This is a genomic window from Nocardiopsis sp. LDBS1602, from assembly GCF_035818715.1.
GTDB lineage: Bacteria > Actinomycetota > Actinomycetes > Streptosporangiales > Streptosporangiaceae > Nocardiopsis > Nocardiopsis alba.
Genome location: NZ_JAYLVW010000004.1, coordinates 74,171 through 99,229 on the forward strand (window position 1 = coordinate 74,171; position 25,059 = coordinate 99,229).

At 69.2% G+C, this 25,059-nt stretch carries 22 protein-coding genes; 9 read left to right on the forward strand and 13 right to left on the reverse strand.

Going from position 1 to position 25,059, the window contains the following annotated elements; genetic code table 11:
- Positions 1–175: 175 nt before the first annotated feature.
- Entirely contained in the window at positions 176–481 is a 306-nt protein-coding gene (locus tag U9J66_RS15505) for a hypothetical protein (RefSeq protein ID WP_014913239.1), read from the forward strand.
- A 116-nt stretch (positions 482–597) separates the two neighbouring features.
- On the opposite strand, the gene U9J66_RS15510 is transcribed toward U9J66_RS15505, so the two are convergent.
- Together U9J66_RS15510 and nrdR are read right to left on the reverse strand one after the other, a co-directional pair.
- The gene (locus U9J66_RS15510; protein ID WP_042284841.1) at positions 598–3,411 is read right to left on the reverse strand and encodes a vitamin B12-dependent ribonucleotide reductase; all 2,814 of its coding nucleotides are present in this window, start codon (positions 3,409–3,411) and stop codon (positions 598–600) included.
- 159 nt (positions 3,412–3,570) lie between these two features.
- Positions 3,571–4,098, reverse strand: a complete 528-nt coding sequence (gene nrdR, locus U9J66_RS15515; protein ID WP_014909761.1) for a transcriptional regulator NrdR — start codon at positions 4,096–4,098, stop codon at positions 3,571–3,573.
- Positions 4,099–4,799: 701 nt separating this feature from the next.
- On the opposite strand from nrdR, the gene lexA reads away from it, so the two are divergent.
- Positions 4,800–5,474: a transcriptional repressor LexA gene (gene lexA / locus U9J66_RS15520; RefSeq protein WP_014913245.1), complete on the forward strand. Its 675-nt coding sequence runs from the start codon at positions 4,800–4,802 to the stop codon at positions 5,472–5,474.
- A 57-nt stretch (positions 5,475–5,531) separates the two neighbouring features.
- On the forward strand, positions 5,532–6,623 hold the full coding sequence (locus U9J66_RS15525; protein WP_378757744.1) for an alpha/beta hydrolase family protein: 1,092 nt from the start codon (positions 5,532–5,534) through the stop codon (positions 6,621–6,623).
- A 4-nt stretch (positions 6,624–6,627) separates the two neighbouring features.
- Here the strand turns inward: U9J66_RS15525 and U9J66_RS15530 are convergent, their stop codons facing one another.
- From U9J66_RS15530 to leuS, 3 genes are all read right to left on the reverse strand, one after another.
- A complete protein-coding gene (locus U9J66_RS15530) occupies positions 6,628–7,281 on the reverse strand; it encodes a hypothetical protein (RefSeq protein ID WP_161110328.1) in 654 nt (217 codons plus the stop codon).
- A complete protein-coding gene (locus tag U9J66_RS15535; protein WP_326338020.1) occupies positions 7,278–7,904 on the reverse strand; it encodes a hypothetical protein in 627 nt (208 codons plus the stop codon). The genes U9J66_RS15530 and U9J66_RS15535 overlap by 4 nt, the downstream gene beginning before the upstream one ends.
- Before the next feature lie 83 nt (positions 7,905–7,987).
- Entirely contained in the window at positions 7,988–10,483 is a 2,496-nt protein-coding gene (gene leuS, locus U9J66_RS15540) for a leucine--tRNA ligase (RefSeq protein ID WP_014912095.1), read from the reverse strand.
- Between the two features lie 358 nt (positions 10,484–10,841).
- On the opposite strand from leuS, the gene U9J66_RS15545 reads away from it, so the two are divergent.
- Positions 10,842–12,428, forward strand: a complete 1,587-nt coding sequence (locus U9J66_RS15545; RefSeq protein WP_326338021.1) for a long-chain-fatty-acid--CoA ligase — start codon at positions 10,842–10,844, stop codon at positions 12,426–12,428.
- Positions 12,429–12,498: 70 nt separating this feature from the next.
- Here the strand turns inward: U9J66_RS15545 and U9J66_RS15550 are convergent, their stop codons facing one another.
- Complete coding sequence (locus U9J66_RS15550) at positions 12,499–13,401, reverse strand: carbohydrate ABC transporter permease (RefSeq protein ID WP_017533816.1); 903 nt, start codon at positions 13,399–13,401, stop codon at positions 12,499–12,501.
- A 109-nt stretch (positions 13,402–13,510) separates the two neighbouring features.
- Here U9J66_RS15550 and U9J66_RS15555 point away from each other — a divergent pair, with 109 nt between their 5' ends.
- Positions 13,511–13,861 (forward strand): hypothetical protein, encoded by a 351-nt coding sequence (locus tag U9J66_RS15555; protein WP_234305907.1) that lies wholly within the window; start codon positions 13,511–13,513, stop codon positions 13,859–13,861.
- On the opposite strand, the gene U9J66_RS15560 is transcribed toward U9J66_RS15555, so the two are convergent.
- The 5 genes from U9J66_RS15560 to U9J66_RS15580 all read right to left on the reverse strand — a co-directional run bounded on the left by U9J66_RS15560 (position 13,822) and on the right by U9J66_RS15580 (position 19,603).
- Positions 13,822–14,769 carry a carbohydrate ABC transporter permease gene (locus U9J66_RS15560; protein ID WP_014913483.1) on the reverse strand — a complete coding sequence of 316 codons (948 nt, stop codon included), beginning with the start codon at positions 14,767–14,769 and terminating at the stop codon, positions 13,822–13,824. The two genes, U9J66_RS15555 and U9J66_RS15560, sit on opposite strands and share 40 nt — an antisense overlap.
- Entirely contained in the window at positions 14,769–16,043 is a 1,275-nt protein-coding gene (locus U9J66_RS15565) for a sugar ABC transporter substrate-binding protein (protein ID WP_017533814.1), read from the reverse strand. Before U9J66_RS15565 ends, U9J66_RS15560 begins: the two co-directional genes overlap by 1 nt.
- Positions 16,044–16,177: 134 nt before the next feature.
- Positions 16,178–16,663: a hypothetical protein gene (locus tag U9J66_RS15570; RefSeq protein WP_014912467.1), complete on the reverse strand. Its 486-nt coding sequence runs from the start codon at positions 16,661–16,663 to the stop codon at positions 16,178–16,180.
- 118 nt (positions 16,664–16,781) lie between these two features.
- Entirely contained in the window at positions 16,782–18,068 is a 1,287-nt protein-coding gene (locus tag U9J66_RS15575; RefSeq protein ID WP_042284835.1) for an SAM-dependent methyltransferase, read from the reverse strand.
- 71 nt (positions 18,069–18,139) lie between these two features.
- Positions 18,140–19,603 carry an FAD-binding protein gene (locus tag U9J66_RS15580; protein WP_042284973.1) on the reverse strand — a complete coding sequence of 488 codons (1,464 nt, stop codon included), beginning with the start codon at positions 19,601–19,603 and terminating at the stop codon, positions 18,140–18,142.
- Between the two features lie 247 nt (positions 19,604–19,850).
- On the opposite strand from U9J66_RS15580, the gene U9J66_RS15585 reads away from it, so the two are divergent.
- Positions 19,851–20,642, forward strand: a complete 792-nt coding sequence (locus U9J66_RS15585) for a glutamate racemase (protein WP_326338022.1) — start codon at positions 19,851–19,853, stop codon at positions 20,640–20,642.
- A gap of 36 nt (positions 20,643–20,678) precedes the next feature.
- Here U9J66_RS15585 and U9J66_RS15590 read toward each other — a convergent pair whose 3' ends face one another.
- Together U9J66_RS15590 and U9J66_RS15595 are read right to left on the reverse strand one after the other, a co-directional pair.
- Positions 20,679–22,250: a hypothetical protein gene (locus U9J66_RS15590; protein ID WP_326338023.1), complete on the reverse strand. Its 1,572-nt coding sequence runs from the start codon at positions 22,248–22,250 to the stop codon at positions 20,679–20,681.
- 111 nt (positions 22,251–22,361) lie between these two features.
- The gene (locus U9J66_RS15595) at positions 22,362–23,588 is read right to left on the reverse strand and encodes an RNA-guided endonuclease InsQ/TnpB family protein (RefSeq protein ID WP_326338024.1); all 1,227 of its coding nucleotides are present in this window, start codon (positions 23,586–23,588) and stop codon (positions 22,362–22,364) included.
- A gap of 50 nt (positions 23,589–23,638) precedes the next feature.
- On the opposite strand from U9J66_RS15595, the gene U9J66_RS15600 reads away from it, so the two are divergent.
- From U9J66_RS15600 to U9J66_RS15610, 3 genes are all read left to right on the forward strand, one after another.
- The gene (locus U9J66_RS15600; RefSeq protein ID WP_161110334.1) at positions 23,639–23,797 is read left to right on the forward strand and encodes an Arc family DNA-binding protein; all 159 of its coding nucleotides are present in this window, start codon (positions 23,639–23,641) and stop codon (positions 23,795–23,797) included.
- A gap of 147 nt (positions 23,798–23,944) precedes the next feature.
- Positions 23,945–24,292: a hypothetical protein gene (locus U9J66_RS15605; RefSeq protein WP_161110335.1), complete on the forward strand. Its 348-nt coding sequence runs from the start codon at positions 23,945–23,947 to the stop codon at positions 24,290–24,292.
- A gap of 192 nt (positions 24,293–24,484) precedes the next feature.
- Positions 24,485–25,009, forward strand: a complete 525-nt coding sequence (locus U9J66_RS15610; protein WP_014909350.1) for a DUF6315 family protein — start codon at positions 24,485–24,487, stop codon at positions 25,007–25,009.
- Positions 25,010–25,059: the final 50 nt, after the last annotated feature.

Sequence of the window (25,059 nt, forward strand, 5' to 3'; positions counted from 1 at the left end):
GAACAGGCGATAGTGGCCAGAACATAAGAGTGCCATGCGGACAAACCGAAACACAGATCCGTGGCTGGAGCGTAATGCGACCTCTCCCCGACCTCTACATGCGAGCCGCCCGAGGACCCGCCGAGGAGGGGGCTACCGTCGAAAGGGACGGAACACATCCATGGGGAGGATCCCGATGACCGCTCTACCCAGTGCCGCCCTGACCAGCGCCGGTCTGATCGGCGGCTACTCGGTGGCCCGCGCCACCGGTAACAGGCCGCTGGGCGGCGCCGTCCTGGCCGCGTGCGGCGCCGCCGCCTTCGAGACCTGGCGTCGCCGCTCGGGTCTGGGCACCGCCGTGGCGTTGACCGGTCTCTACGTGGGGGCCTTCGGCCTCTCCCACCCCCTGGCCAAGAAGGTCGGCGCCTGGCCCTCGGTGCTCGGGGTGACCGCGGCGACCGCCGCCGTCGCCACCGTCGTCGGCGACCGGAAGGGCGACTGACCGTCCCCTCGGAACGTCCACGGGACACGGAGACGACGAAGAGGGGGAGACGCCGCGCGTCTCCCCCTCGATCACTCGGTCCCTAGAGGTCTCGTATCGCCTCTAGAGGCCTCGGATCAGCTGCAACCGCTGGTGGCGCCGCAGCCCTCGCAGGCGTAGCAGCTACCGGAGGGACGCATCTTGGTCCCGCAGGTGATGCACAGCGGGGCGTCCGCCACGAAACCCTCGGAGGCCGGGGCCCGCTTCTCCTCCGCCTCGGCCGGGGCGGTCGGGGCCGACTCGGTCGTGGCCGCGCCGGTGGAGGCCGACTGGGAGTAGGACTCCACCTGGGCGGCGATCTGGGCCGGGTCCTCGCCGTTGAGCTGCGCCTCGCGCTCGGAGGCCGACAGCACGCCCAGGGCCGCGCGCTCCTCGTAGGGCAGGTGGTCCAGCGCCAGACGACGGAAGATGTAGTCCACCACCGACTGCGCCATGCGGATGTCCGGGTCGTCGGTCATACCGGCCGGGTCGAAGCGCATGTTGGTGAACTTCTCCACGTAGGTCTCCAGCGGGACCCCGTACTGGAGGGCGATGGAGATCGCGATGGAGAAGGCGTCCATGACACCGGCCAGGGTCGAGCCCTGCTTGCCGAGCTTCATGAAGACCTCGCCCAGACCGTCGTCCGGGTAGGAGCCGGCGGTGATGTAACCCTCGGCGCCGCCCACGGAGAACGAGGTGGTCTCGCTCGGCCGCTTCTTGGGCAGACGACGACGGACCGGACGGGGCACCTCGACGACCTCGGGGGCCGACTCGGTCCTCTCCTCGGCCTTGTCCTCGGTCTTGGCCGTGGACAGGGGCTGTCCGACCTTGCAGTTGTCGCGGTAGACGGCCAGGGCCTTGAGCCCCAGACGCCAGCCCTCGAAGTAGATGTGCTCGAAGTCGGCGACCGTCGCCTCCTCCGGCACGTTCACCGTCTTGGAGATCGCGCCGGACAGGAACGGCTGCACGGCGGACATCATGCGCACGTGACCCATGGGCTGGATGTAGCGGCGGCCCATCGCGCAGTCGAACACCTCGTAGTGCTCGGGGCGCAGGGACGGGGCGTCCACCACGTGGCCGTTCTCGGCGACGTACTCGACGATCGCCTCGATCTGCTCGTCCTGGTAGCCCAGGTTCTTGAGCGCCCGCGGGATCGCCTGGTTGACGATCTGCATGGAGCCGCCGCCGACCAGCTTCTTGTACTTGACCAGCGAGAAGTCCGGCTCGATGCCGGTGGTGTCGCAGTCCATCATGAAGCCGATGGTGCCGGTGGGCGCCAGCAGGCTGGCCTGGGCGTTGCGCCAACCGTTGCGCTCGCCGACCTTGAGGCACTCCGCCCACTCGCCGGTGGCGGCGGCGTGGATGGGCTCCTCCAGGGTGCCGATGGTGCGCAGGTCGTCGTTGGCGGCGGCGTGCTTGCGCATGACCCGCTTGTGCGCCTGCTCGTTGCGCTTGTAGCCGTCGTAGGGGCCCACGACCCCGGCCATCTCGGCGCTACGGCGGTAGGCGGCGCCGGTCATCAGCGAGGTGATGGCGGCGGCGACCGCGCGGCCGCCCTCGGAGTCGTAGGCGTGACCGGTGGCCATGAGCAGGGCGCCCAGGTTGGCGTAGCCGATGCCCAGCTGACGGTAGGCGCGGGTGGTCTCGCCGATCTTCTCGGTCGGGAAGTCGGCGAAGGTGATGGAGATGTCCATCGCCGTGATGATCAGCTCGGTGAGTCGGGTGAACCGCTCGACGTCGAAGGTGTCGTCCTCGCGCAGGAACTTGAGCAGGTTGATCGAGGCGAGGTTGCAGGAGGAGTCGTCCAGGGACAGGTACTCCGAGCAGGGGTTGGACGCGGAGATGCGGCCGGTCTCGGGGTTGGTGTGCCAGTCCTGGATGGTGCCGTCGTACTGGATGCCCGGGTCGGCGCACTCCCAGGCGGCCTTGGCCATGCGGTGGAAGAGGCCCTTGGCGTCGACGGTCGCGATGACCTCGCCGGTGGTACGGGAGGTGAGACCGAAGTCGGACTCGGTCTCGACCGCGCGCATGAAGGCGTCGGAGACCCGGACCGAGTTGTTGGCGTTCTGGTACTGGACGCTGAACATGTCGGCGCCGCCCAGGTCCACGTCGAAGCCTGCGTCGCGCAGGGCACGGATCTTGTGCTCCTCGCGGGACTTGGTCTCGACGAACTCCTCGATGTCGGGGTGGTCGACGTCCAGCACGACCATCTTGGCCGCGCGGCGGGTGGCGCCACCGGACTTGATGGTCCCGGCGGAGGCGTCGGCGCCGCGCATGAAGGAGACCGGACCGGAGGCGGTGCCGCCCGAGGTGAGCAGCTCCTTGCTGGAGCGGATGCGGGACAGGTTCACACCCGCGCCGGAACCGCCCTTGAAGATGATCCCCTCCTCCTTGTACCAGTCCAGGATCGACTCCATGGTGTCGTCGACGGACAGGATGAAGCAGGCGCTGACCTGCTGGGCGGAGGTGGTGCCGACGTTGAACCAGACCGGCGAGTTGAAGCTGAAGAGCTGGTGGGCGAGCGCGTACTTGAGCTCGTGGTCGAAGACCTCGGCGTCCTCGTCGGAGGCGAAGTAGCCGTTCTTACGACCGGTGTCGGTGTAGACCCCGACGACGCGGTCGATGAGCTGCTTGAGGCTCCACTCGCGCTCGGGGGTGCCGAGCGCGCCGCGGAAGTACTTGCTGGCCACGATCTGGGTCGCGTTCACCGACCAGGTCGTGGGGAACTCCACGCCGCGCTGCTCGAAGTTGACGCTGCCGTCGCGCCAGTTCGTCATGACGACGTCCCGACGCTCCCACTCCAGCGTGTCGTAGGGGTGGGTACCGGCGGTCGTGAAGACCCGCTTGATCTTCAGGCCCTTGCGCGACCCCTTGCCCTTGCGTCCCGTAGGGCCGCTGGTGGTTTCCGTCATGACGGAGTCTCCCCGAAATACTGATCGTGCGCGGAAACGCTGATGCCCGCGCGGATGTCCCTGGTGGCGGGGTGGGTCGACCACGGCGGCGTGCTCCCTCGCCGTGAGGTCGACCACCCGGGATGATGGCTCCGGACGTCGCGATGGACGTCCGGACTGCTAGCCCGAAGTTGTGGTGTCGATCGCGGGTCGGGGCGATCCGTTCCCCTCGGACGGTTCTTCCCGCTTCGAGGGGTCCTCCCCTCGGTCACGGCGCAGACCGGCGATCTCGGCCTCGAAGTCGGCCAGGCTCTCGAAGCCCCGATAGACGCTGGCGAAGTGCAGGTAGGCGACCTCGTCCAGGTCGCGCATCGGGCCGAGGATGGCCAGCCCGATCTCGTGGGCGGGGACCTCGGCCACGCCTCTGGACCGGATCTCCTCCTCGACCTGTTGCCCCAGTTTGGCGAGGGCGTCCTCGGAGACCGGGCGCCCCTGACAGGCGCGGCGGACGCCGGCGATGACCTTGGTGCGGCTGAAGGGCTCGGTGACCCCGGAGCGCTTGGCGACCATGAGCAGGACGGTCTCCTGCGTGGTGAAGCGGCGTTCGCAGACCGGGCAGGTGCGGCGGCGTCTGATGGCCGCGCCGTCGTCGGTGGACCTGCTGTCGATCACCCGGGTGTCCGGATGGCGGCAGAACGGACAGTGCATCCCGGTTCACCTGCTTCCCTCGACCCGAACAACGACCCGTAGGTCTACTTAACCACAACTTCTAGGCGCAAGCCCCATCGGCAACACCAGATGTTGTGGTCGAACCTAGCCCTCCGCAGCGCGGGTCGCAACCTTGACGACGGCGTGTTCCCGGGCTCGCGTCGAGGACCCTCGCGGGGCGCTCTGAGAGGGGGTGGAGACGGGGGCGGGACGGTGCCGGACACCGGCGTCAAGACTACGGGAGGCGGAGGGCGCGCGCCCTCCGTCCGGCGATCCGCCGGAGCGGCGTCCGCCCCTTACGAGGCGGGCCTTTCCGGCCCGTTCGGACCCTCGACCGACTTCCACGAGACGAACCCCATACCGCCCTCGGACCGACCCCCGGAAAGCCGTTTTCGACATTGGCCGAACACCCTCGGACGAAGACGCGCGAACGCCCGATCGAGGGGGCCCGAAAACGTCCATCGAAAAGGCCCGGTCATATCTCCACGACCCTCGAACGCTTGTTTGATATCACCGTGTGCAACGACTAATCTTGACCTTGTTTTCACGCCGGTTTCACCACCCCGCGGACCAGCCGGTCGGCAGGGCCGGCACCGGACACCCGAACAGGCCCTGACCGAACCGAACACCGAGGAGGCCCGGCCGTGCCGGAGGACAACCCCGGAGCCGATCACTCCGGAAACACCACCGTTCTTTCGCCCGTGGGTGACACGGGCGGTGTCACGCCCGTCGCCCCCAAACTCACCGCGCGCCAACAGAGCGTTCTCAACTGCATCCAGCGTTATGTTCGCGAACGCGGTTATCCGCCCTCGATCCGGGAGATCGGCGAGACGGTCGGCCTTTCCAGCCCCTCCAGCGTGGCCCACCAGCTCAAGGTGCTCCAGCGCAAGGGCTACCTGCGCCGTGACCAGAATCGGCCACGCGCCGTGGAACTGTGCGTTCCCGGCCGCGACGAGGGCCAGAGCCTGACCCACGACCAGCTCACCGCCGACGCCACCCGCGCCGCCTCGGTGCCCTTGGTGGGACGGATCGCCGCGGGCGGCCCGATCCTGGCCGAGGAGTCGGTCGAGGACGTCCTGGCGCTGCCCCGTCAGCTGGTCGGCGAGGGGCGTCTGTTCATGCTCACCGTGGTCGGCGACTCCATGACCGACGCCGCCATCACCGACGGCGACCTGGTGGTGGTCCGCCAGCAGCCCAACGCCGAGAACGGCGACATCGTCGCGGCCATGCTGGACGACGAGGCCACCGTGAAGGTGTTCCACCGCGGGGCCGACGGTCACGTGCGTCTGATGCCGCGCAACGACGCCTACGAGCCGATCGACGGCGACGAGGCCACCATCCTGGGCAAGGTCGTCACGGTCATGCGCCGCGTCTGACCCCCTCCGCGAACGGTGGAGGGCGCGGCCCACGGACCGGCCGATACTCTGAAGAACGTGTCCATTCGTGTCCGTGTTCCCGCCCTCCCCGACCGTTCCTCCCGACGTACCCTCCTCACGTCGGCCGTGATCGCCGTCGCGCTGTCCGCCTCCGCCTGCTCCCCCGGCGACGAGGGGCCCGAACCTCCAGGGCTCTCCGCCGACGGCCGCGACGTGACCTTCGAGGGGGGCGGGTTCACCGTCGAAGGCTCCTTCACCCACCCCGAATCCCCGGACGGGGAGCCGGTGCCGGGCGCCCTCATCATCTCCGGCAGCGGGCCGACGAACCGGAACGGCAACAGCGACGGCCGCCCCGAGGCCGACACCAACCTCAACCTCTCCCGGGTCCTGGCCGGCGCCGGGGTGGCCTCCCTGCGCTACGACAAGTTCGGCAGCGGCGACCCCGACACCTGGGACGAGAAGACCGTCGAGGCCATGGGCGAGGACATCGACCCCCTGCTCTTCGACGCCCAGATGGCCGCCGCCTACGAGGAGCTGATCGCCCAGCCCGAGGTGGACCCCGAACGCACCCTGATCGTCGGCCACAGCGAAGGCGCCCTGTTCGCCCTGCGCGCCCGAGAGGTGCTGGAGGACGCCGACCCCGCCCTGGTGCTGGCCGCCCCGCCCGGGGCCCGCATGCTCGACGTCATCGACCGACAGATCACCGAGCAGGTCCGCACCGCCGAGGCCCAGGGCGCCGTGAACGAGTCCGACGCCGCGATGATCCTCTCCGACATCCGGACGGCCCGCGCCCTCGTCCGCGCCGGAGACGAACTGGACATGTACGACCCGACCGGGATCTTCGCGCCTCAGAACCAGGACTTCCTCGCCTGGATCGACGCCTTCGACCCGGTCGACCTCGCCCGCGACCTGCCGGACGACACCCCGGTCCTGGTGTTGTGGGGCGAGGAGGACGCCCAGATCCCCCGGGACGAGATCGATCGGCTCATGACCGGGTTCGAGGACGCCGAGCGGGTGGACCTGCCCGGCACCGACCACGTCCTGCGCGAGTACGACGACTCCCCCGGCGCGGCCGCCCTCGACGGGGACCGACCCTTCTCCCCCGACGTGGCCCCGGCCCTGGAGAGGTTCGTCGACGGGCTCTGGTGAGCCCTCAGTCGGCCGCGGTGCCCTCGGGCAGCTCTGCCACGATCGAACGGGCCAGACGCTCGGCGTCCTCGGCCGCGCTCTCCCCGTCGACCGATCCGGTGGCCTCGTAGTCGGTGGCGGCGGTGTAGCAGGTCTCGACGTACAGGTTGGAGACCCGCACCCCGGTACAGCCCACCTCGAAGGCCCCGGTCTCGACCCACCGGAGCGCCTCGTCCCCCAGGTCGTCGACCGGTTCGGGCTCGTGCCCCTGCGCGGTGGAGGAGAGGGTGCCGGAGGCGACGTCCGGACCTCCCTCGACCGGGGCGGCCACCAGGACGAGGGTGGCGGCGGCGGGCACGGAGGCGCCCTCCCCCTCCGGGGTGGCCCAGCGGCACTGCCAGCCGGTACCGAAGGTGTCCTGAGCGGTGCCGACGGTCTCCTCCACCTCGAGCCGGTGGTCGGGGACGATCTCGTCGAGGACCTCGGTCCGCCCGATCCCGCATTCGGGGGCGGCCTCGAAGTCTCCGCGCTCACCCCCCGAGGTCAACAGGTACCAGGCCAGGAGACCGGAGGCGGCCAGGACGACCAGGGCCAGGACCACCAGGGCGGTGGTGGCGAACACACGGCTCTGCGGTGGCGGTGTCCCCGGGTCGGCGGCCCCGTACGGGGGAACGCTCACAGGGTCTCCTCCAGCCGGGCCGCGAAGTCCACCACCGTGTCGCGTGCCCTGCCGAAGGACACCGGCTCCCCGTCGGCCTCCCCCACGTAGGAGACCCGGACCAGCATGTTGTCGCGTTGGAAGGCGAGTTCGGCGGTGCCCGGCAGTCGTCCGCGCCAGACCCCGGCCTCGGTTCCTCCGGCCAGGTCGACCTGCTCCCCGCGGACCGGGACGGCGGCGTCACGGGCCAGGACCGCCGCCCGCTCGCCGGTGACCACGGGTTCGGCGGAGGCGTCGGTGAAGCGCGCGGACAGGTCCACACGCAGGGAACCCCGCCCCTCTCCGTCGGGGGCCAGGGAGGTCCACACGCACGTGCTGCTCTCCCCGCCGGCGAGGGGGCCGTGGCCCTCGGTCTCGGGGGTCGCTCCGGGAAGGGCCGAGAGCACCGCGTCCTCGGGGATCGACGCGCACGTGGGCGCCGAGGCGAGGGCGTCGTCCCCGTCGGGCCGGTCGGGATCGTCCCCGGCGAGTACGAGACCACCGCCGACGGCCGCCCCCGCGAGCAGCACGGCCCCCGCCCCGATGATCAGCGCCCGCGTCCAGGGTCGGGGTCCAAGCCCACCACCCGCCGCCGAAGAGCCCACTCGGCCACCGCCTCCCAGTACGTGTTCAGGACAACCGTAGGGGGCGGTGATCACCGTCGCGACCACCGCCCCCGTCGGGCGCGTCAGCCGACGACGATGTTGACCAGCTTGGGCGCGCGGACGATCACCTTGCGGACCGTCTTGTCACCGATGAACCCCTGGGCCTTCTCCGAGGCCAGGGCGAGACGCTCCAGCTCCTCGTCGGAGATGTCGGGGGCCACCGCCAGCTTGTCGCGGACCTTGTTCTGCACCTGGACGACACAGGTGACCGTCTCCTGGACCAGCAGCTCCGGGTCGGCCTCGGGCCAGTTCCCGGCGGCCACGGTGCCCACGTGCCCCAGCTTCTCCCAGCCCTCCTCGGCCACGTAGGGCGCGAAGAGCGACAGGGCCACGGCCACGAACTCGGCGGCCTCGCGCACGGCCGGGTCCCCGGCTCCGGGGCCGGAGTCGATCGCCTTGCGCGTGGCCGAGACCAGCTCCATGCAACGGGCGATCGCCACGTTGAAGCGCTTGTCCTCGATCAGGGCGGTGATCTGGTCGATGGAGCGGTGGGTGATCCGGCGCAGTTCGACGTCGCCGGTGGCGGGGTCCGCGCCCGGCGTACCGGCGGCGCCCGCCTCGTGCATGACGCGGTAGGCCCGGTTGAGGAACTTCAGGGCCGCGGTCGGGGACACGTCGGCCCAGTCCACGTCCTCCTCGGGCGGGGAGGCGAAGAGCATGGTCAGGCGGACCGCGTCCACACCGTAGGCGTCGATCTCCTTGCCCAGGTCGACACCGTTGCCCAGCGACTTGGACATCGCCCGGCCCTCGTTGATGACCTGCCCCTGGTTGGTCAGACGGGCGAAGGGCTCGGTGAAGTCGAGCATGCCCATGTCGTGCAGCACCTTGGTGAAGAAGCGCGCGTACATCAGGTGCAGGGTCGCGTGCTCCTTACCGCCGATGTAGTGGTCGACGGGGCCCCACTTGTTGACCGCCTCGGTGTCGAAGGGGGCGGTGTCCAGGTGCGGGGAGCAGTAGCGCAGGAAGTACCAGGACGAGTCCACGAAGGTGTCCATGGTGTCGGTGTCGCGCTCGGCCGGCCCGCCGCAGGAGGGGCAGTCCACCTCCACCCAGTCCTTGGCCGCGGCCAGCGGGGAGATCCCCTTGGGAGCCAGCTCGGCGCCCTTGAGCTCGGGCAGGGTGACGGGGAGCTGCTCGTCGGGGACGGCGACCTCGCCGCAGGAGGGGCAGTGGACGATCGGGATCGGGGTGCCCCAGTAGCGCTGGCGGGAGAGCAGCCAGTCGCGCAGACGGTAGTTGACCGTGGCCTCGCCGGTACCGCGCTCGGCCAGCACCTCGATGATGCGCTCGATGGCCTCGTCCTTGGACAGGCCGTCCAGCGGACCGGAGTCGCGCAGGACGCCCTCGCCGGCGGTGGCGACGCCGGTCTCGGCCGGGTCGGGCTCGCCGGTCTCGACCACGACCCGCACGGGCAGGTCGAAGGCCAGGGCGAAGTCCAGGTCGCGCTGGTCGTGGGCGGGGACGGCCATGATCGCGCCGTGACCGTATCCGGCCAGGACGTAGTCCGCGGCCCAGACCGGCATGCGCTCGCCGGTGACCGGGTTGACGGCGTACCGGCCCAGGAACACACCGGTCTTGGGGCGCTCGGTGGTCTGACGCTCGATGTCGGAGAGCTTGGCGACGTCGGAGCGGTAGGTCTCGAAGGCCTCACGCTGCTCCGGGGCGCACAGTTCCTCGGCCAGCTCGGCGTCGGCGGCCACGACGAAGAAGGTCGCTCCGTACAGGGTGTCGGGGCGGGTCGTGAAGACGGTGACCGGCTCGTCCCGGCCCTCGATCTCGAAGTGGACGTCGGCGCCGGTGGAGCGGCCGATCCAGTTGCGCTGCATGGCCAGGACCTCGTCCGGCCAACGTCCGCCGTCGAGTTGGTCCATGTCGTCCAGCAGGCGCTGGGCGTAGTCGGTGATCTTGAAGTACCACTGGTTCAGGGCGCGGCGCTCGACCTCGGCGCCGCAGCGCTCACAGCGGCCCTGGACGACCTGCTCGTTGGCCAGCACGGTCTGGTCCTGGGGACACCAGTTGACCAGGCCGTCCTTGCGGTAGGCCAGACCCCGATCGAAGAAGCGGGTGAACAGCCACTGGTTCCACTTGAAGTACTCGGGGTCGCTGGTGTGGATGCGACGGGACCAGTCCACCGCCACGCCGTAGCGGCCCATCGAGGCGGCCTGCGTCTCGATGTTGGCGTAGGTCCACTTCTCCGGGTGGGAGTTGTTCTTGATCGCCGCGTTCTCGGCGGGCAGGCCGAAGGAGTCCCAGCCGACGGGGTGCAGGACGTTGTCGCCGCGCTGGAGGCGGTAGCGGCCGATCACGTCGCCGATGGCGTAGGCCTCGGCGTGTCCCATGTGCAGGTCACCGGAGGGGTAGGCGAACATGTCCACCACGAAGGAGCGGGGCCGGTCGTCTCCGGGGTCCTCGCTCGCCTGGAACGGAAGCTCGGCCGCCCAGCGCGCCTGCCACTTGTCCTGGAGGGCGCGGGCGTCGTAGGTGTCGCCCGTCGTCTGGTCGCCGTCTACCGCTGTCATCAGATCTCTTTCGTGGGTGCTCCCGCGTCGACGCGGGTGGGGGAAACGGATCTCCCTCGAAGCGGGAGGAGGGGTGCCGCCGTTCCATGACCCGTGCGGGACGTGCGGCTCCTCGGCCGTTCCTCGGTCTGTCTGTCCTCTTCAGGTTAGCGGTTGCCGTCCCCCGTCGAAGCCCTCTTCCCCGCCGCCCTCGGCGTACCCGCCCCCCTCTGACACACGGGTCGGTCCCCACCCCTTCACGCCCTCCCCACCGACCGCGCGGTTTGTTACTCTTCCGTCAAAGTGGCGCAGAACACGCGACGCAGGTCACATCGACCCTGCTCGCACCTGTCCGGATCATCTGCCGCGGGAGGCCCCCATGTTCAACCTGTCCACACTTCTGGAGGACGGAGCGCGCTCCGTACCCGAGAAGGAGTGCCTGGTCTTCGGCGACACGCGCCTGAACTACGCGATCACCGACATGATCGCCTCGCAGGTCGCGAACCTGCTCGTGTCCCGGGGCGTCCGGCCGGGCGATCGGGTGGCGCTGGCCAGCCCGAACCTGCCCTACTTCCCCTTCGTGTACTTCGGCGCCCTCAAGGCCGGCGCCGTGGTCGTGCCGCTCAACGTGCTGCTGACCCCCCGGGAGATCGCCTATCACCTGGAGGACTCCGGGGCCAAGGCGCTCTTCGCCTTCACCGGCACGCCCGACCTCCCGCTGGGTCAGCGGTCCTTCGACGCCTTCGAACAGGTGGAGAGCTGTGAGCTCTTCGTGGACATGCCCGCCACCGCGGGGGCGACCGAGTCCACCATCGAGGGCGCCGAGACCATCTGGGCCGCCCTGGACGGCATGCCCGGCACGTTCGAGACCGTCCAGTCCAACGGCGACGACACCGCCGTGATCATCTACACCAGCGGCACCACCGGCCGCCCCAAGGGGGCGGAGCTGAGCCACACCAACCTGATGATGAACGCGGTGGTCGCCGCCGGCCTGGTCAACCCGCACCCGGACGGGCGGGACGTCTCCCTCGTCGTCCTGCCGCTGTTCCACATCTTCGGGCAGACGGTGATGCTCAACGCCGCCCTGTACCGGCACGGCACCATGGTGCTGTTGCCGCGCTTCGACGGCGATCAGGCCCTGAGCCTGATGCAGAAGGAGGGCGTCACCGGTTTCGCCGGGGTGCCCACCATGTACTGGGGTCTGCTCAACGCCGCCCGGGCCGCCGAGCCCGGCCGCTACGACCTCGAGGGGATCGCCGCGAACATGGTGGACGCCGTCTCCGGTGGTTCGGCCCTGCCGACCCGGCTCGCCGAGGACTTCACCGAACTCTTCGGGGTCGGGATCAAGGAGGGCTACGGCCTTTCCGAGACCTCGCCGGTCGCCTCCTTCAACAACCCCGCGACCGGGGCCAAGCCCGGCTCGATCGGCCGTCCGGTCTGGGGCGTGGAGATGAGGCTGATCGACCCCGACTGGAACGAGGTCGTCAAGGAGAAGGAGGGCGACGAGGATCCGGTCGGCGAGATCGCGATCCGCGGACACCTGATCATGAAGGGCTACCACGACCGCCCCGAGATCAACGCCGAGGTGATCAGGGACGGCTGGTTCCGCACCGGCGACATCGCCCGCCGCGACGACGACGGCTTCTACTTCATCATCGACCGCTCCAAGGACATGATCATCCGCGGCGGCTACAACGTCTACCCGCGTGAGGTCGAGGAGGTCCTGATGACCCACGACGCGGTCGGCCTGGTCGCCGTCGTGGGCGTACCGCACGACACCCACGGCGAGGAGATCAAGGCGTTCGTGATCCCCAAGGAGGGCGCCGAGGTCACCGCCGAGGAACTGGACGCCTTCGCCAGGGAGCGTCTGGCCGCCTACAAGTACCCGCGCGAGTTCGAGTTCCGCACCGAGCTGCCGATGACCTCCACCGGCAAGATCCTCAAGCGCGAGCTGCGCGAGGGCTGATCCGGAGCGGGCATGGACGAGGGGCCGCCCGGGCGGGCGGCCCCTCGTCCTCGTGTCGATGACAGCGGCCTCAGCCCTTGACCGCGCCCTGCACCAGCCCCGCCACCAGCCAACGCTGGACGAGGATGAAGAAGATCATCACCGGGATGGTGATGATCGTGGAGGCGGCCATGACGTGGCCCCAGTCGTTGGAGTACTGGCCGAAGAACTGCCGCAGCCCGACCGCGACCGTGTAGTTCTGACTCTGGGTCATGAACGTCATCGCCAGCACGAACTCGTTCCAGGCCACGATGAAGGAGAAGATCGCGGTCGCCACCAGACCCGGGGCCACCAACGGGAACAGCACCTTCCAGAACATCTGCGGCCACGAGGCCCCGTCGATGTAGGCGGCCTCCTCCACCTCCTTGGGCACCGCCGCGACGAAGCCGCGCATCATCCAGATGGCCAGAGGCAGGGAGAGGGCCACGTAGGCGATGGCCAGGCCCAGCACGGTGTTGAGCATCTGGAGGTCCCTCACCTGGAGGAACAGCGGGATGACCAGGGCTTCCAGCGGCACCATCTGCACGATGAGCACCAGGACCAGCACGGCCGTGCGGAACCGGAAGCGGAACCGCCCCACCGCCACCGCCGCCAACATCGCGAGCACACAGGAGATGGCCACGGTGATCGCCGCGACCGTCAACGAGTTGCGCAGGTAGAGGGAGAAGTTGCCCTCCACCATGACGTACACGAAGTTGTCGAAGGTGAAGGAGGTGGGCAACAGCGCGCCCGTTCCGGAGGTCGCCCGGTCGGAGAAGGCGCTGACCAGCATGAAGTAGACCGGGAACAGGGTGAAGAGCAGCAGCAGCGAGATTCCGGCGGCCTTGGCCACGATCCGCCCCACGCGGAGCCGGTCCCCATGCCGACGTGCCTCTCGTACCCGGGCCTCCCAGGAGGCCCCGTCCCGCTCCGCGTCGCTCCGGGAGTCAGTCATGTCCTACGGCCCTCCTTCGACGACGCCCGCCGCGCCCGACGGCGCCGAGGGGATATGTCCTGAAATCCCGTTCATCCCGCGAAGAGCGGGGAAAGAGGTGAGCGTGCGCGTGAACGAACCCTCCGGCCCCTCCCCTACCGAGGTCATCGCCTCCTGGCTCCCCTACGACGCCCGTTTCCGGGAGAACGCCGTCCGGCACGCCCTCGCCGACCCGAGTGGGCGCGGGCTGCACCGGTACGTCGACCGCCTGGCGCGCGGGAACGACGACGACGGACCGCTGACCGAGGACGGGCTGCGCACCATGGCCGCGATCCGCGAGGATCTGGCCGGGCGCCCCCTGGCCTCGGTGGACTGGCGTTTCGTCCGCGAACGTCTGGTCTCCGACCCCGATCGGGCGCGTCCCCCGTCCTCTCACGTGTCTCATCTGAGCTCGTCCTCTCGGAACAGCGCGCGCAGGTAGACGAGGGTGACCACCAGGAGCAGCAGCGTGAGCATGACCGCGATGGCCGACCCCTTGCCGAAGTCGTTCTGGCCGAAGGACTGGATGTAGGACCACACGCCCAGGTTGAGCATCTGTGATCCTCCGACGTCGCCTCCGGGCATCAGGTAGATCTGCGCGAACACCTTGAAGTCCCAGATGGTGGACAGCACGGTCACCACGGCGAACACCGGCCGCAGCGTGGGGAACGTGACGTGCCAGAAGCGCTTCCACGCGCTCGCCCCGTCGATCCGGGCGGCCTCGTACAGCTCCTTGGGCACCGTGAGCAGACCCGCCAGCACGGTCACGGCCACGAACGGGAAACCGCTGTGCACGATGTTGAGCGTGACGATCGCGTAGAACCAGAAGCGGTCCGCGAACCAGTTGTGTCCGGAGGGTTCGACCACCCCCAGGGACATCAACGCCTGGGCGACGACCCCCTGATCGACGTCGAAGATCCAGATCCACACGTAGGTGCCGCTGACCGCGGGCATCGCCCAGGCCACCATGATGCAGGAGACGACCACCACCCGGGCGACGGAACCCAGGGTGGACAGCAGCAGGGCGACGAGCGTGCCGAACACGATCGTCAGCACCACCGCCACCAGCGCGAACAGCACCGTATTGACGAGCACGACCCGCCACAGGTACGGATCGGCCAGCAGGTCGACGTAGTGCCGCAGTCCGATGAACTCGGACTCCCCCGAGACCAGGTTGGCCAACCTGAAGTCCCGGAAGGACAGCCACACGATGCGGCCGATGGGGAAGAGCAACAGGATCCCGATGACCCCCAGCGGAGGGGCCAGCAGGACCCAGGGCAGGAGGGTGCGCCGCCCCCGCATGCTCAGGAGCGGCGCCCGTCCCGACCGCTCACGGGTCGGTGTGTTCATCAAGCGCCCTCGTTGAGAAGTCTTTCGATGGTCGCGGCCGCGTTCTCGGTCGCCTCGTCCACGGTCGCGTTCCCGTTCAGGATGTCCTGCTGCATACCGACCAGGACCCCTTCGGCCTCCACCTGGGACCAGGCCGGAAGCGCCGGGGTGCTACGGCCCGCGTCGAGAAGCTGCGTCGCGAACGGCCGGACCAGCGGATCGTCGGATTCGGCGTAGGTCTCGATCTGCTCCACCCCGGCCGGGAAGAAGCCGCTCTCCTCGCCCCAACGGTCGAAGAGGTCCGTACCGGTGAGCATGTCGACGTACCGCCAACCGGCCTCCTCGTTGCCGGTGCCCTCGAACACCGACAGCAGGGATCCGCCCGCGAAGGAGTCCGTGTAGCCGCTCTCCCGCCCGGGCAGGACGAAGGCCCCCAGCTTCCCCTCCAGGTCCGGGTTGGCCTCCAGGATGGCCTTGGGGTTGGAGCTGTTGGAGATCGCCATGATGGACTTCTCGTCCGAGAGCGACTCCATGACGTCGATCTCGTTCCAGTTGACGGCGCCCGTCGTGGACAGACCGTCCTCCAGCGCCAGGCCGGTGAAGAACTCCACCCCGGCGCGTCCCTCGGGCGAGTCGACGGTGGAGGTCCAGGTGCCGTCGGGCTCCTGGACGGCCAGCTCTCCGCCACCGCCCCAGATCCACGGCATCACCGAGTACTGGGCCTGTCCGGGCACCGGGAAGACGATCATGTCCTCCTCGGCCTCGGCCAGGTCGAGCGCGGTCTCGCGCAGCTCCTCCCAGCTCGTCGGCTCCTCGTGGCCGTGCTCCTCGAAGATGTCCTTGCGGTAGATGATCGACCTGATCGAGGCGTACCAGGGCACACCGTAGGCCGCGTCGTCGACGACGCCCATCTCGTACATCTCCTGGTGGAACCGGGAGGGGTCGTCGATGTAGCCCGACAGGTCGTGCAGGGCTCCCGCGGCGGCGTACTCCGGGGTGAAGGTGGTGCCGAGTTCGATGACGTCGGGCACGGTCCCGCCCGCGATCGCCGTGGAGATCTTGTCCTGGGCGTCGGCCCAGGGCACGAACTCGACCTCGACGTCCATCCCGGTCTCCTCCGTGAAGGCCTCATTGGCCGCGTCGAAGAAGGCGGAGGCGTCGGGGTTGGTGCCCTCCATGATCCATACCTGAAGGGCGTCGCTCGTGTTGTCGTCGCCACAGGCCGTCGCCGCAAGCACCAGGGCCAGAGAGGCCGCGGGGAGGGAAACGTACTGGTGTGCTCGTCTGCGGGCCATGGGCTCGCCTCCCGTTCCGTTCGAGGGTCCCCTGAGGGTTGGTAGGAAACCTACGTAAAGAACGACGACTTGTGAAGTAAACCACTGCGACTTGTGGCTGAGCTGTTAGGGGAGGTTCGCGACGCCCCTTCCGGTCACTCGCTCAGACCGGCGACCTGGCGCAGGGTGGAGATCAGTTCGGCCCTCTTGTAGACGGCCGTTCCGATCGCGGCGCAAAAGGCCGCGAGCATGTGGACGTAGACCATGGGGTCGCCCCGGGTGAAGCGTTCGGCCACCTCCTCCTCGCCCACCGAGTGCGCCTCCCACGCGGTGGAGACGGCGAACTCCAGCTCCGGCGGGAGCATCTCGGCGACGGTCGTGGCCACGGCCTCACGGGAATCGGCCGGCTTCCACACCACCCCGGTGCTCTGGACCCGGCGGCTGAGGAAGGCGGCGATCACCTTGAGCTCGGACAGCACGTCGTCGGCGTCGTCGGTGGCCGGGGGGATGAGCCGGTCCAGCTCCTCCCGGTCGTGGTCCACGTAGGCACCGACCAAGGCGATCGCGGTCTCCTTGACGTGGTCCGGAAGATCGGGGGCGGGCGTCGGTTCGCCCTGGGAGGCGTGGTCGTCGGAGGACACGGTGGGTCCCTTCACAGCAGATGGACGCTTGCGCAACGCCCCCATCATGCCCCCTCACCGCCCCTTCGCGGGGCAGGCGGCGGGGGTGTCCGCGTGCGGCGAACACCCCCGACCCGGATCAGAAGACGGGACGCAACGGCATGTGCGCGGAGGTGCCGTCCAACTTCACCCCGAGGATCTGGTGGAGCTGCACGACGTCGCGCTCGAAGCCCAGCACGCAACCGGCCATGTACAGACGCCACACGCGCGCGGTCCCCTCGCCCACCTCGGCGACCGCCTCGTCCCAGTGCCGTTCCAGGTTGGCGCCCCAATGGCGCAGGGTCAGCGCGTAGTGCTCGCGCAGGTTCTCCTGGTGCCGGATCTCGAAGCCCGCGTCGTTCATCGCGGTCTGGATCGTCCCGGGCCCCTCCAACTCACCGTCGGGGAACACGTAACGGTTGATCACGCCCTTGGTGTCCATGGGCTTGAGGTTGTTACCGGGCCGGGTGATGCAGTGGTTGAGCAGACGCCCTCCCGGCACCAGCTTGTCGTTGAGCGAGGCGAAGTAGGCGTCCAGGTTCCTCGCCCCGATGTGCTCGGTCAGACCGATGGAGCTGATCCGGTCGAAACTGCCGTCGGGCACGTCCCGGTAGTCCATGTGCCGGACCTCGGCGAGACCGCCCAGCCCCTCCTGGGCGATCTTCTTGGACCCCCATTCGGCCTGCTCCTTGGACAGGGTCACGCCGATGGCCTTGACCCCGTACTCACGGGCCGCGTGCCGGACCATGCCGCCCCAACCGCACCCCACGTCCAACAGACGCATGCCCTCTCGAAGACCGAGCTTCCGAGAGATCAGGTCGTATTTACGGAACTGGGCGCTCTCCAACGCGCCGTCGAAGTCCCCGACCCGGTCCAGTCCCCCGTCCTCGTCGTCGAAGACCGCGCAGGTGTAGGTCATGGACGGCCCCAGGACCAGCTCGTAGAACTCGTTGGAGACGTCGTAGTGGTGGTGGATGACCTCGGCGTCGCGCCTCTTCGAATGGCGCGCCCCACGCCCGAGCAGAGTGCCTCGGCGCATCTCCTGGGGCGGCGGGGCCACCCGATTGACGAACTTGACCCAGCCGACGGAACGGACGATCTCGACCATGTCGCGGGCGGACACGTTGACGCCCTCGGCGAAAACGAAGTCCGCCATCCGTCTGAGCGCCGTGTACATGTCGCCCTCCAGTTCCAGGTGACCGGAGACGTAGGCGCGCGTCAGACCCACCGCGTTGGGCGATTGGGCCAGATAGTTGACGGCGACCGGCGTACGCACGCGCAGGGTGACGTCGCTGTGGGGATCCCCCGCGGAACTTCCGTCATAGGCGGTGAAACGGATGGGCGCGTCGTTTCCCACGACACGCTCGAAGATCTCTGCAAGCCGCATGCTCTCGTCCTTCCTCCTCGCGGACGCGACCCATGCCCACGGGTCGCCCCCGCCGGTGGTGTCCTGATGCTTCAGCGATTGCGTACGCACTTGGCGTACAGGTCCAGGAGACGCCCGTCCGGGTCGTAGGCCTCCTTGAGACCGCGATAGGCCGTGCCGTTGTACAGCTCCCAGAACTCGTCCTCGGAGTAGAAGGCGTCCGAGTAGAGGGACTTGTGACCGCCGAGCCGGGAGACCTCCTCCTCGACCCGACGGTTGTGGTGGGCGCGACGCTGCCCCGGCTTCATGTCGACCAGCCCCCAGAACCCGAAGTTCACGTAGAGCCGGTCGTTCTCCAACGGGTACAGCGGCCACACGTGCTCGTCGGAGGACATACCCGGGCGGCGGGGCTCGCGCAGCCGGAGCGGACACATCCACAACGGGGTCATGCCGATCTCGGAGTGGAAGAAGTCGAGGAACTCCGCGCCGCGCTCCACCCCCACCTCGACGTCCTGGATGAGCGGCTCCTGCGGGGTGCGCCCGCGGTAGTGGTTCAGCAACCGGGAGAAGTCGGTGCGCCGATCCCAGGCCACCAGACGGCGGTACACGTCGGAACGTTTGAGGGAACGAGGCCACAGCGGACGCACCAGCGGGTTCTGGGTACCGAAGGCCCGGGAGCACCAGAACCAGTCCGTGTCCCAACGCCACAGATAGTCGTGGATCGTGAGGTAGTCGCCCGGGCCCTCGCCCGCGTAGCGCGGAATGGACCGGTAGTAGATGTCGGTACCGGTGTAGTCGCTGGTCCAGGGCGCCCGATCGGTGAACCGGGCCAGCGTCAGATACAGCTCGTCCGGCGCGAAGGACACACCGTCGACGAAGTCGACCCGCTCCCCATCGTGGGAGGCCTCGTCACAGATGACCTCCAGGGCGGCCATGGCCTCGCCCGCGTCGGAGAAACGCAGGTGGCGCAGGTGCACGTAGGGAGAGACCGGCTCCAACTCGATACGCAACCGCAGGCCGTAGCCGAGCGTTCCGTAGGAGTTGGGGAAACCGTGGAAGAGATCGGAGTGGACGTTGTCACGGGTGGCCGTGACGACCTCGCCCGAACCGGTGAGGACCTCCATCTCCTGCACCGACTCATGGGGCAGACCGTTACGGAACGAGGAGGACTCGATCCCCAGACCGGTCACCGCGCCGCCCAGGGTGATGGTGCGCAGCTGAGGCACGACCATGGGCATCAGACCGTGCGGAAGGGTCCGCGCCACCAGCTCCTCATAGGTGGTCATCCCACCGACGTCGGCCAACCGTTCGACCGGGTCGATGGAGATCACCCCGGAGAAGGCGGACACGTCCAACGCCGGAGCCGACGAGGGCTCACGGAACCGGAAGAGGTTGGAGGTGGGCTTGGCCAGGCGGACCGGGGCGTCGGCCGGCAGCGCCCGATACTCCCGGCTCAGCCGCTGGACCGCCACCCGATGCTCGGCCATCCCCGTCGGGGGAGCGGTCCCCTCGATCGATCCCTGGTGCGGAGTGGTACCGGACTGCTCTCGGGTCATACCGGATCCCCTGACGGTTCGCGCGGCTCGGATCAGGTCGGCCAGAACCGGTCGCATGGCGTGCCGGGGCAGGCCGATCCCCTCAGTTCTACCTATCGGTAACGGTTCTGTGCCACCCCATTTCGCTACGTGTCTCACCCGTCGTCGTCCACGAGCGACCGGCGCGCACCCTTTCCGAGGGCGGCGACCCCCCGGTCACCCCGTGTGCCGGCGGCGTCACCGGCCGGCCCGCATAGGATCCCGTTACGTGCGCATCGCTCTCATCGACTCCGGCATCGGCATGCTGTCCACCGCCGCCGCTCTGCGCGCGGCACGACCCGACGCCGACCTGTACCTGTCCATGGATCCCGACCACATGCCCTGGGGCCCCCGAACGCCCGAGGAGGTGATCGGACGCGCCCTGGCCGGGGCCCGCGCCGCCACCCGGGCCGTGGCCGAGGACGGCGGTCGCCTGGACGCCGTGGTGGTGCCGTGCAACACGGCCTCGGTCCACGGACTGGACGCGCTGCGCGCCGAATACGAGCCCGGCGTTCCGGTGATCGGCACCGTCCCCGCCATCAAACCGGCCGCCGCCGCGGGCGCCCCCATCGCGGTCTGGTCGACCGAGGCCACCACCCGCAGCGCCTACCAGCGCGGCCTGGTGGAGACCTTCGCCTCGAACCTGGAGGTCACCCCGGTGGCCTGTATCGGACTCGCCGAGGCGGTGGAGTCGGCCGACCCGCGCAGGATCGCCGACGCGGTGGACTACGCGGCGGAACTGACCCCGCCCGAGGTACGCGGGGTGGTGCTCGGCTGCACCCACTACGACCTGGTCGGACAGCGGATCTCGGCGGCCCTCGGCGGAAGGGCCGCGCTGTTCACCGCCGCCGACGCGGTCGCCGCCCAGACACTGCGCCGGATCGGCACCGCCGAACCCCCGTCCGCGCGCGCCGGCCGGGTGCGGGTCCTGGCCAGCGGCCGCCCCGCCGAACTGCCCGCCGCGGCGTTGAACTACCCGGCCGGTCGGTCGCTCCTCGACGGGGCCCGCGCCGACCGCTGATCCCGGGCCCGGCCTCACCGACCGGGCCCGCCCGGATCAACGCGCTTCGCGGACCCCCGCGGGCTGGACCATCCGGGTGACGGCCTCCGGCGCGGCGGCGACGCCCGGGTGCCCACCGGCTGCCGTCTCCCCGGTCGACAGGGCACCCGCGGCGAGGGTCCGGACCAGGTCGCGCACCCCCGCGGTGTCGTTGTCGTGCATCAACGTCTCCAACAGCGACAGGGCCGCACGCTGGTCGCCCGGCTGCTCGCGGACATGCCGCCACTGGGGCTCGGTCGCCGCGTCGGACAACATCAGGGTGCGCCCCACCTGGCCGAGCGCGCTCAACAGGGCGGTGTCGTGCGGCCTGGCGGAGAGCGCCACGTTCACCTGTTCGGCCTGCTCCTCGGGGTCGACCTCCTCGGCGGGACGGGCCCGAAGGAACTCCAGGATGCCCTCCGACGGGGCGAGCGGGCGGATCGGCGCCATCGAGCCCACCATCGACCGGGCCTCGGCCAGGTCTCCGGTGATCTCCTCGACCCCGCCGAGCTCTCCGATGAGCTGTTCGGCCCGCCGCGCGGAGCACTCCGCGACCCAACGGGCACCCCGACCGCAGGCCAGCCGGGTCGCGGCCAACGCCAGTTCGGCGCCGCGACGCGGAGCCCCCACCCGCTCGAAGTAACGCGACCAGGTGGTCACCCGCACGCCCAGCCGCCAGTCGTTGCGCACGCTCCCCTGGCAGACGAGGTTCTCCACCGCCTCGGTCCAGGCCGGGCGCAGACTCGGGCAGGCCTCGGCCTCCTCCACGGTGGGCAGCAGGGCGATGGCCTTACGGGCGTCGCACAACCCCAGTCGAGCCAGCCAGGACAGCAGACGGGCCCGTTCGAAACGGATCGAGCGGAGCAGAGCGGTCCGACGCGGATTGGCGCCGCGCTCCTCCTCCAACCCGAGTTCGGCCTCCAGCCGGTCCAGGGTCTCCAGCGCGTCGGTGTGCTTGTCCTGGTGTCGCAGGGCGCGCACCAGCGCGAACACCCCCTCCGCCCCCAGCAGGGCCGGCCCGGTGGCGGTGTGCTCGTAACGGCGCAGCTCCGCCTCGGCGCGGTCGGCCTGTTCCTCGTCGATGAGCAGATGCACCCTGGCCAGGGTGAACGCCGGCCAGGCCGGGGTGTCCTCCCAACCCGACAGACTCCGCGCCGACAACAACTCGCGTCGGATCTCGGTGGTGCCCCGGGCGTCGATGTTGGACTGGCAGCGCACCAGCGACACCCGGGCCGAGACCGGCAGCGGACCGTGGGTGTGCGGAGCGGGCTCGTCCCGGGCCGCGGCCTCGGCCTGGGCCAGGGCGCGACGCCCCTCCCCCAGGGCCCCCACCCGGACCGCCAACGGCCAATAGGCCAGATAGAACAGGGTCGGCGGACCGAACACCCCGGGGACCGCGGCCTCCCGGTTACCGGCCTCGGCGACCAGACGTCGCGCCGTGCGCATCGCCGAACGCGCCACGGCCTCGACCTTGACCGAGTCGCCGGACTCGCACAGTCGGGGCAGCCGGGTCACCGCCTCGGCCAACTCCTCCTGCCCCGCGGCGCGCAGTCGACGCGCCGTTTCCCCAGCCCATGTCCACATCGGCATGTCTTTCTCCCCCTGACCGAGCCGCGTGTGAACAGAACGTAGCAGCGTGGTGACCGAGCCGTCCGGAAAACACTTGAATCCTCCCCGCCATCACTGGAAGGGATCCCTGGCTCAGGCCGCCCCCGGGAGCTTCGCCCCCGAAGGTCTCACACCCTCGACACCAACCGGGATGAGACCAGCCCGGACCAGCATCACACGCGCGGAATTCTTATCCCTGGGAGAGACGACTCCGCACACGATGCAGGTGTAGGTACGTTCGGAAAGCGGAAGTGCGTGCTTGGTTCTCGCTCCGCACGAGGCGCAATCCATGGTGGTATGCGCCGGGGACACGAGGCGGACGTCCCGCCCATGCTTGCGTCCCATTTCGAGCAAGGCCTGCTTGGTCGCGCCGATCGCCGCGTCGGAGGCCTTGCGGGCCATGGTGCTCTTGGCAAGGAACTTCGGACGGAAATCCTCGACGGCGATGGCATCGTGGTCGCGAACCACCCTCTTCGCCCACTTACGGGCGGTGTCCTGGCGCTGCCGGACGACCTTCTTGTGCAGCTTCGCGGCCTGCCGCCGCGCCCAACGGTAGCCCTCGGAGACGGACTGTCCGGGAACGGGCTTACGACGGGCCATCATCCGTTGGTAGCGGGTCAGGCGCCTGCCAGCCTTCCTCCCGTACTCAGCGTGGGGAAGATCGTGATCGTCACTGGTGGTGGTCGCGGTCTCCTTGACACCCCAATCGATACCGATCATCCGGCCGGTGGCGGGAAGATCCCGCACCTTGGTCGCCACGACGAACGAGGCGTACCAGTGACCGATGCCGTCCCGATACACGCGCACCGACGAGGGTACGGCGGGGAGCTCGCGCGACCACACCACCGTCAAGGCGATACCACCGGCGAAATGAAGACGCCCCTCCTTCAAACGAAACCCTCGGGTGGTGTAGTTCAGCGTCGGGTCGGCGATCCGTTTCCTCTTCGCCTTCGGCATCCCGGCGCGCCTGTGGATCGGCAGCCTGTCCTCGATGTCCTTCAGCGCCTTGGAGCGGGACTTGGCGAAGTCTCGGATGGTCTGTTGCTGCGGGACGCTGGCTCCCGCACGCAGCCAGGCCGCTTGAGAGCGGGCCCGGGTCAACATCCGGTCGAGTCGCGCGGGGCCGCATGTCAATGGCTCCTCGGGATGTCGTCGATTGTGCGCGTGCACCTGGCGAGACTTGGCGACACATTCGTTCCACACCCACCGGCATCGATCCCACTCCGAGAGCAGCGCCGTGCGAGCGCTCGACGACACGCGCAGACGAAAGGTGTACCGAGCGTGCCCGGCTTCCCCTGTCGACTTCAATGGTGTCGTCATAGTGTCAATTTACCACTCTTGAAGAGTCGGCGGGCAACTACAGTGAAGTCATGGATGAAGAAAAGCGCATCACCCTCCGTCTGCCCGCCGACCTGCACACACACCTCACCGAACGGGCCAAGCGCGATCGCCGCTCCCTCAACTCCGAGATCGTCCATCTACTGGAGACCGCTATAGAGGCGACGAGCAGAGACCGCGAAACGCACTGACCGTGCTCCTGCCCTCCTGCACTGGAACACGTGAAACCGGTGCAGCCGGGGCACTCTCGGCCCACCTCGTTCGTTGTCCGAGTGGATAGACTCGCGCGCAGCCGAGTTTGCACGAGAACCGGACCCGCATTGAGGAGACGGCCACCGATGGGATGGCGAGACCGCTTCGGACTCCGCAAGGCCAACCGCAAGGGCAAGGCCCGGTTCGACCGGGCCGCCGAGGATTCGGACATCAAGGCGCTGATCGAGTTCGCGAAGACCAGGGTCGGGGTGGAGTTCTTCGTCGAACCCGAGACCTTCGCGACCCGGGCCACCGCGGTCGCGGTCGCCACCGACGGCGAGTGGATCCGCCGCCGCTGTGGCTCCCCCGAGATCCTGCGCAAGGTCGCGGCCGATCTGGCCGCCCCCGCCTATGACGTCCAGATCGTCGGCTACCCGCAGAGAATGCGCGACTGGACCGAACGCAACAAACGCGGCCTGTCCATGGACGACTGACCGCGTCGGACGGCACTCCGCCGGGTGTGGCGAACGTGAGAACGGCCACCCCGGCGTCTCTTTCCGCGCCCGCGAAACCCGTCAGCCGGTCATTTTGGGCATTGATGACGACTCCTTGCCGCGACTTCCTCGCCGAACGGGTTCCCTAACAGGCTCGATCCGTCGCATACTCACCTGGGAGGGGGGACTCCGATGAAGCAGGATCTCACTGCCCTGTGTTGCGAATGCGGCATGATCCGCAAGGTGAGCGACTACCAGAGTGTCGGCGAGGCGCAGTCCGCCTACGGGCTGGCCCGCTGCGTGGTCTGGCGCAAGTGCCGTTCGTGCGACTACCGCACCTACCACGCCTACCTGCGGTCCGACGAGGATCGCGACGAGCTGGAGGACGCCCTGCGTCTGGACGGGGCCCTGGCCGCCGAGGCCCTCGACGAGGAGGTCGAGCAGCTGCGGTTGTGCGGCGTCGAGGTCGGCCACGCCACCGTCCCGGCCATCTGGGACGGTCAGTCCGTGGGCATGGTGACCCAACGGCTCACCGACCACTCGTATTCGATCGTCCTGGACCCGGAGGCCTCGGTGGTCTCCAGACTCAAACTCATCGACATGATGTGGAGCGAGCTCCTGGTCGGCGAGCACGACGACCGCTGGCACATCCAGGAACCCGAGGACGACTCCCCCGGTTACGCGGTCCGTCTCTTCGGCTACCGCACACGAGGCTGAGGGTCCCGTTCCGGACGCCGTCCGGGACGGGACGCCGGTGGTCGAGGCCG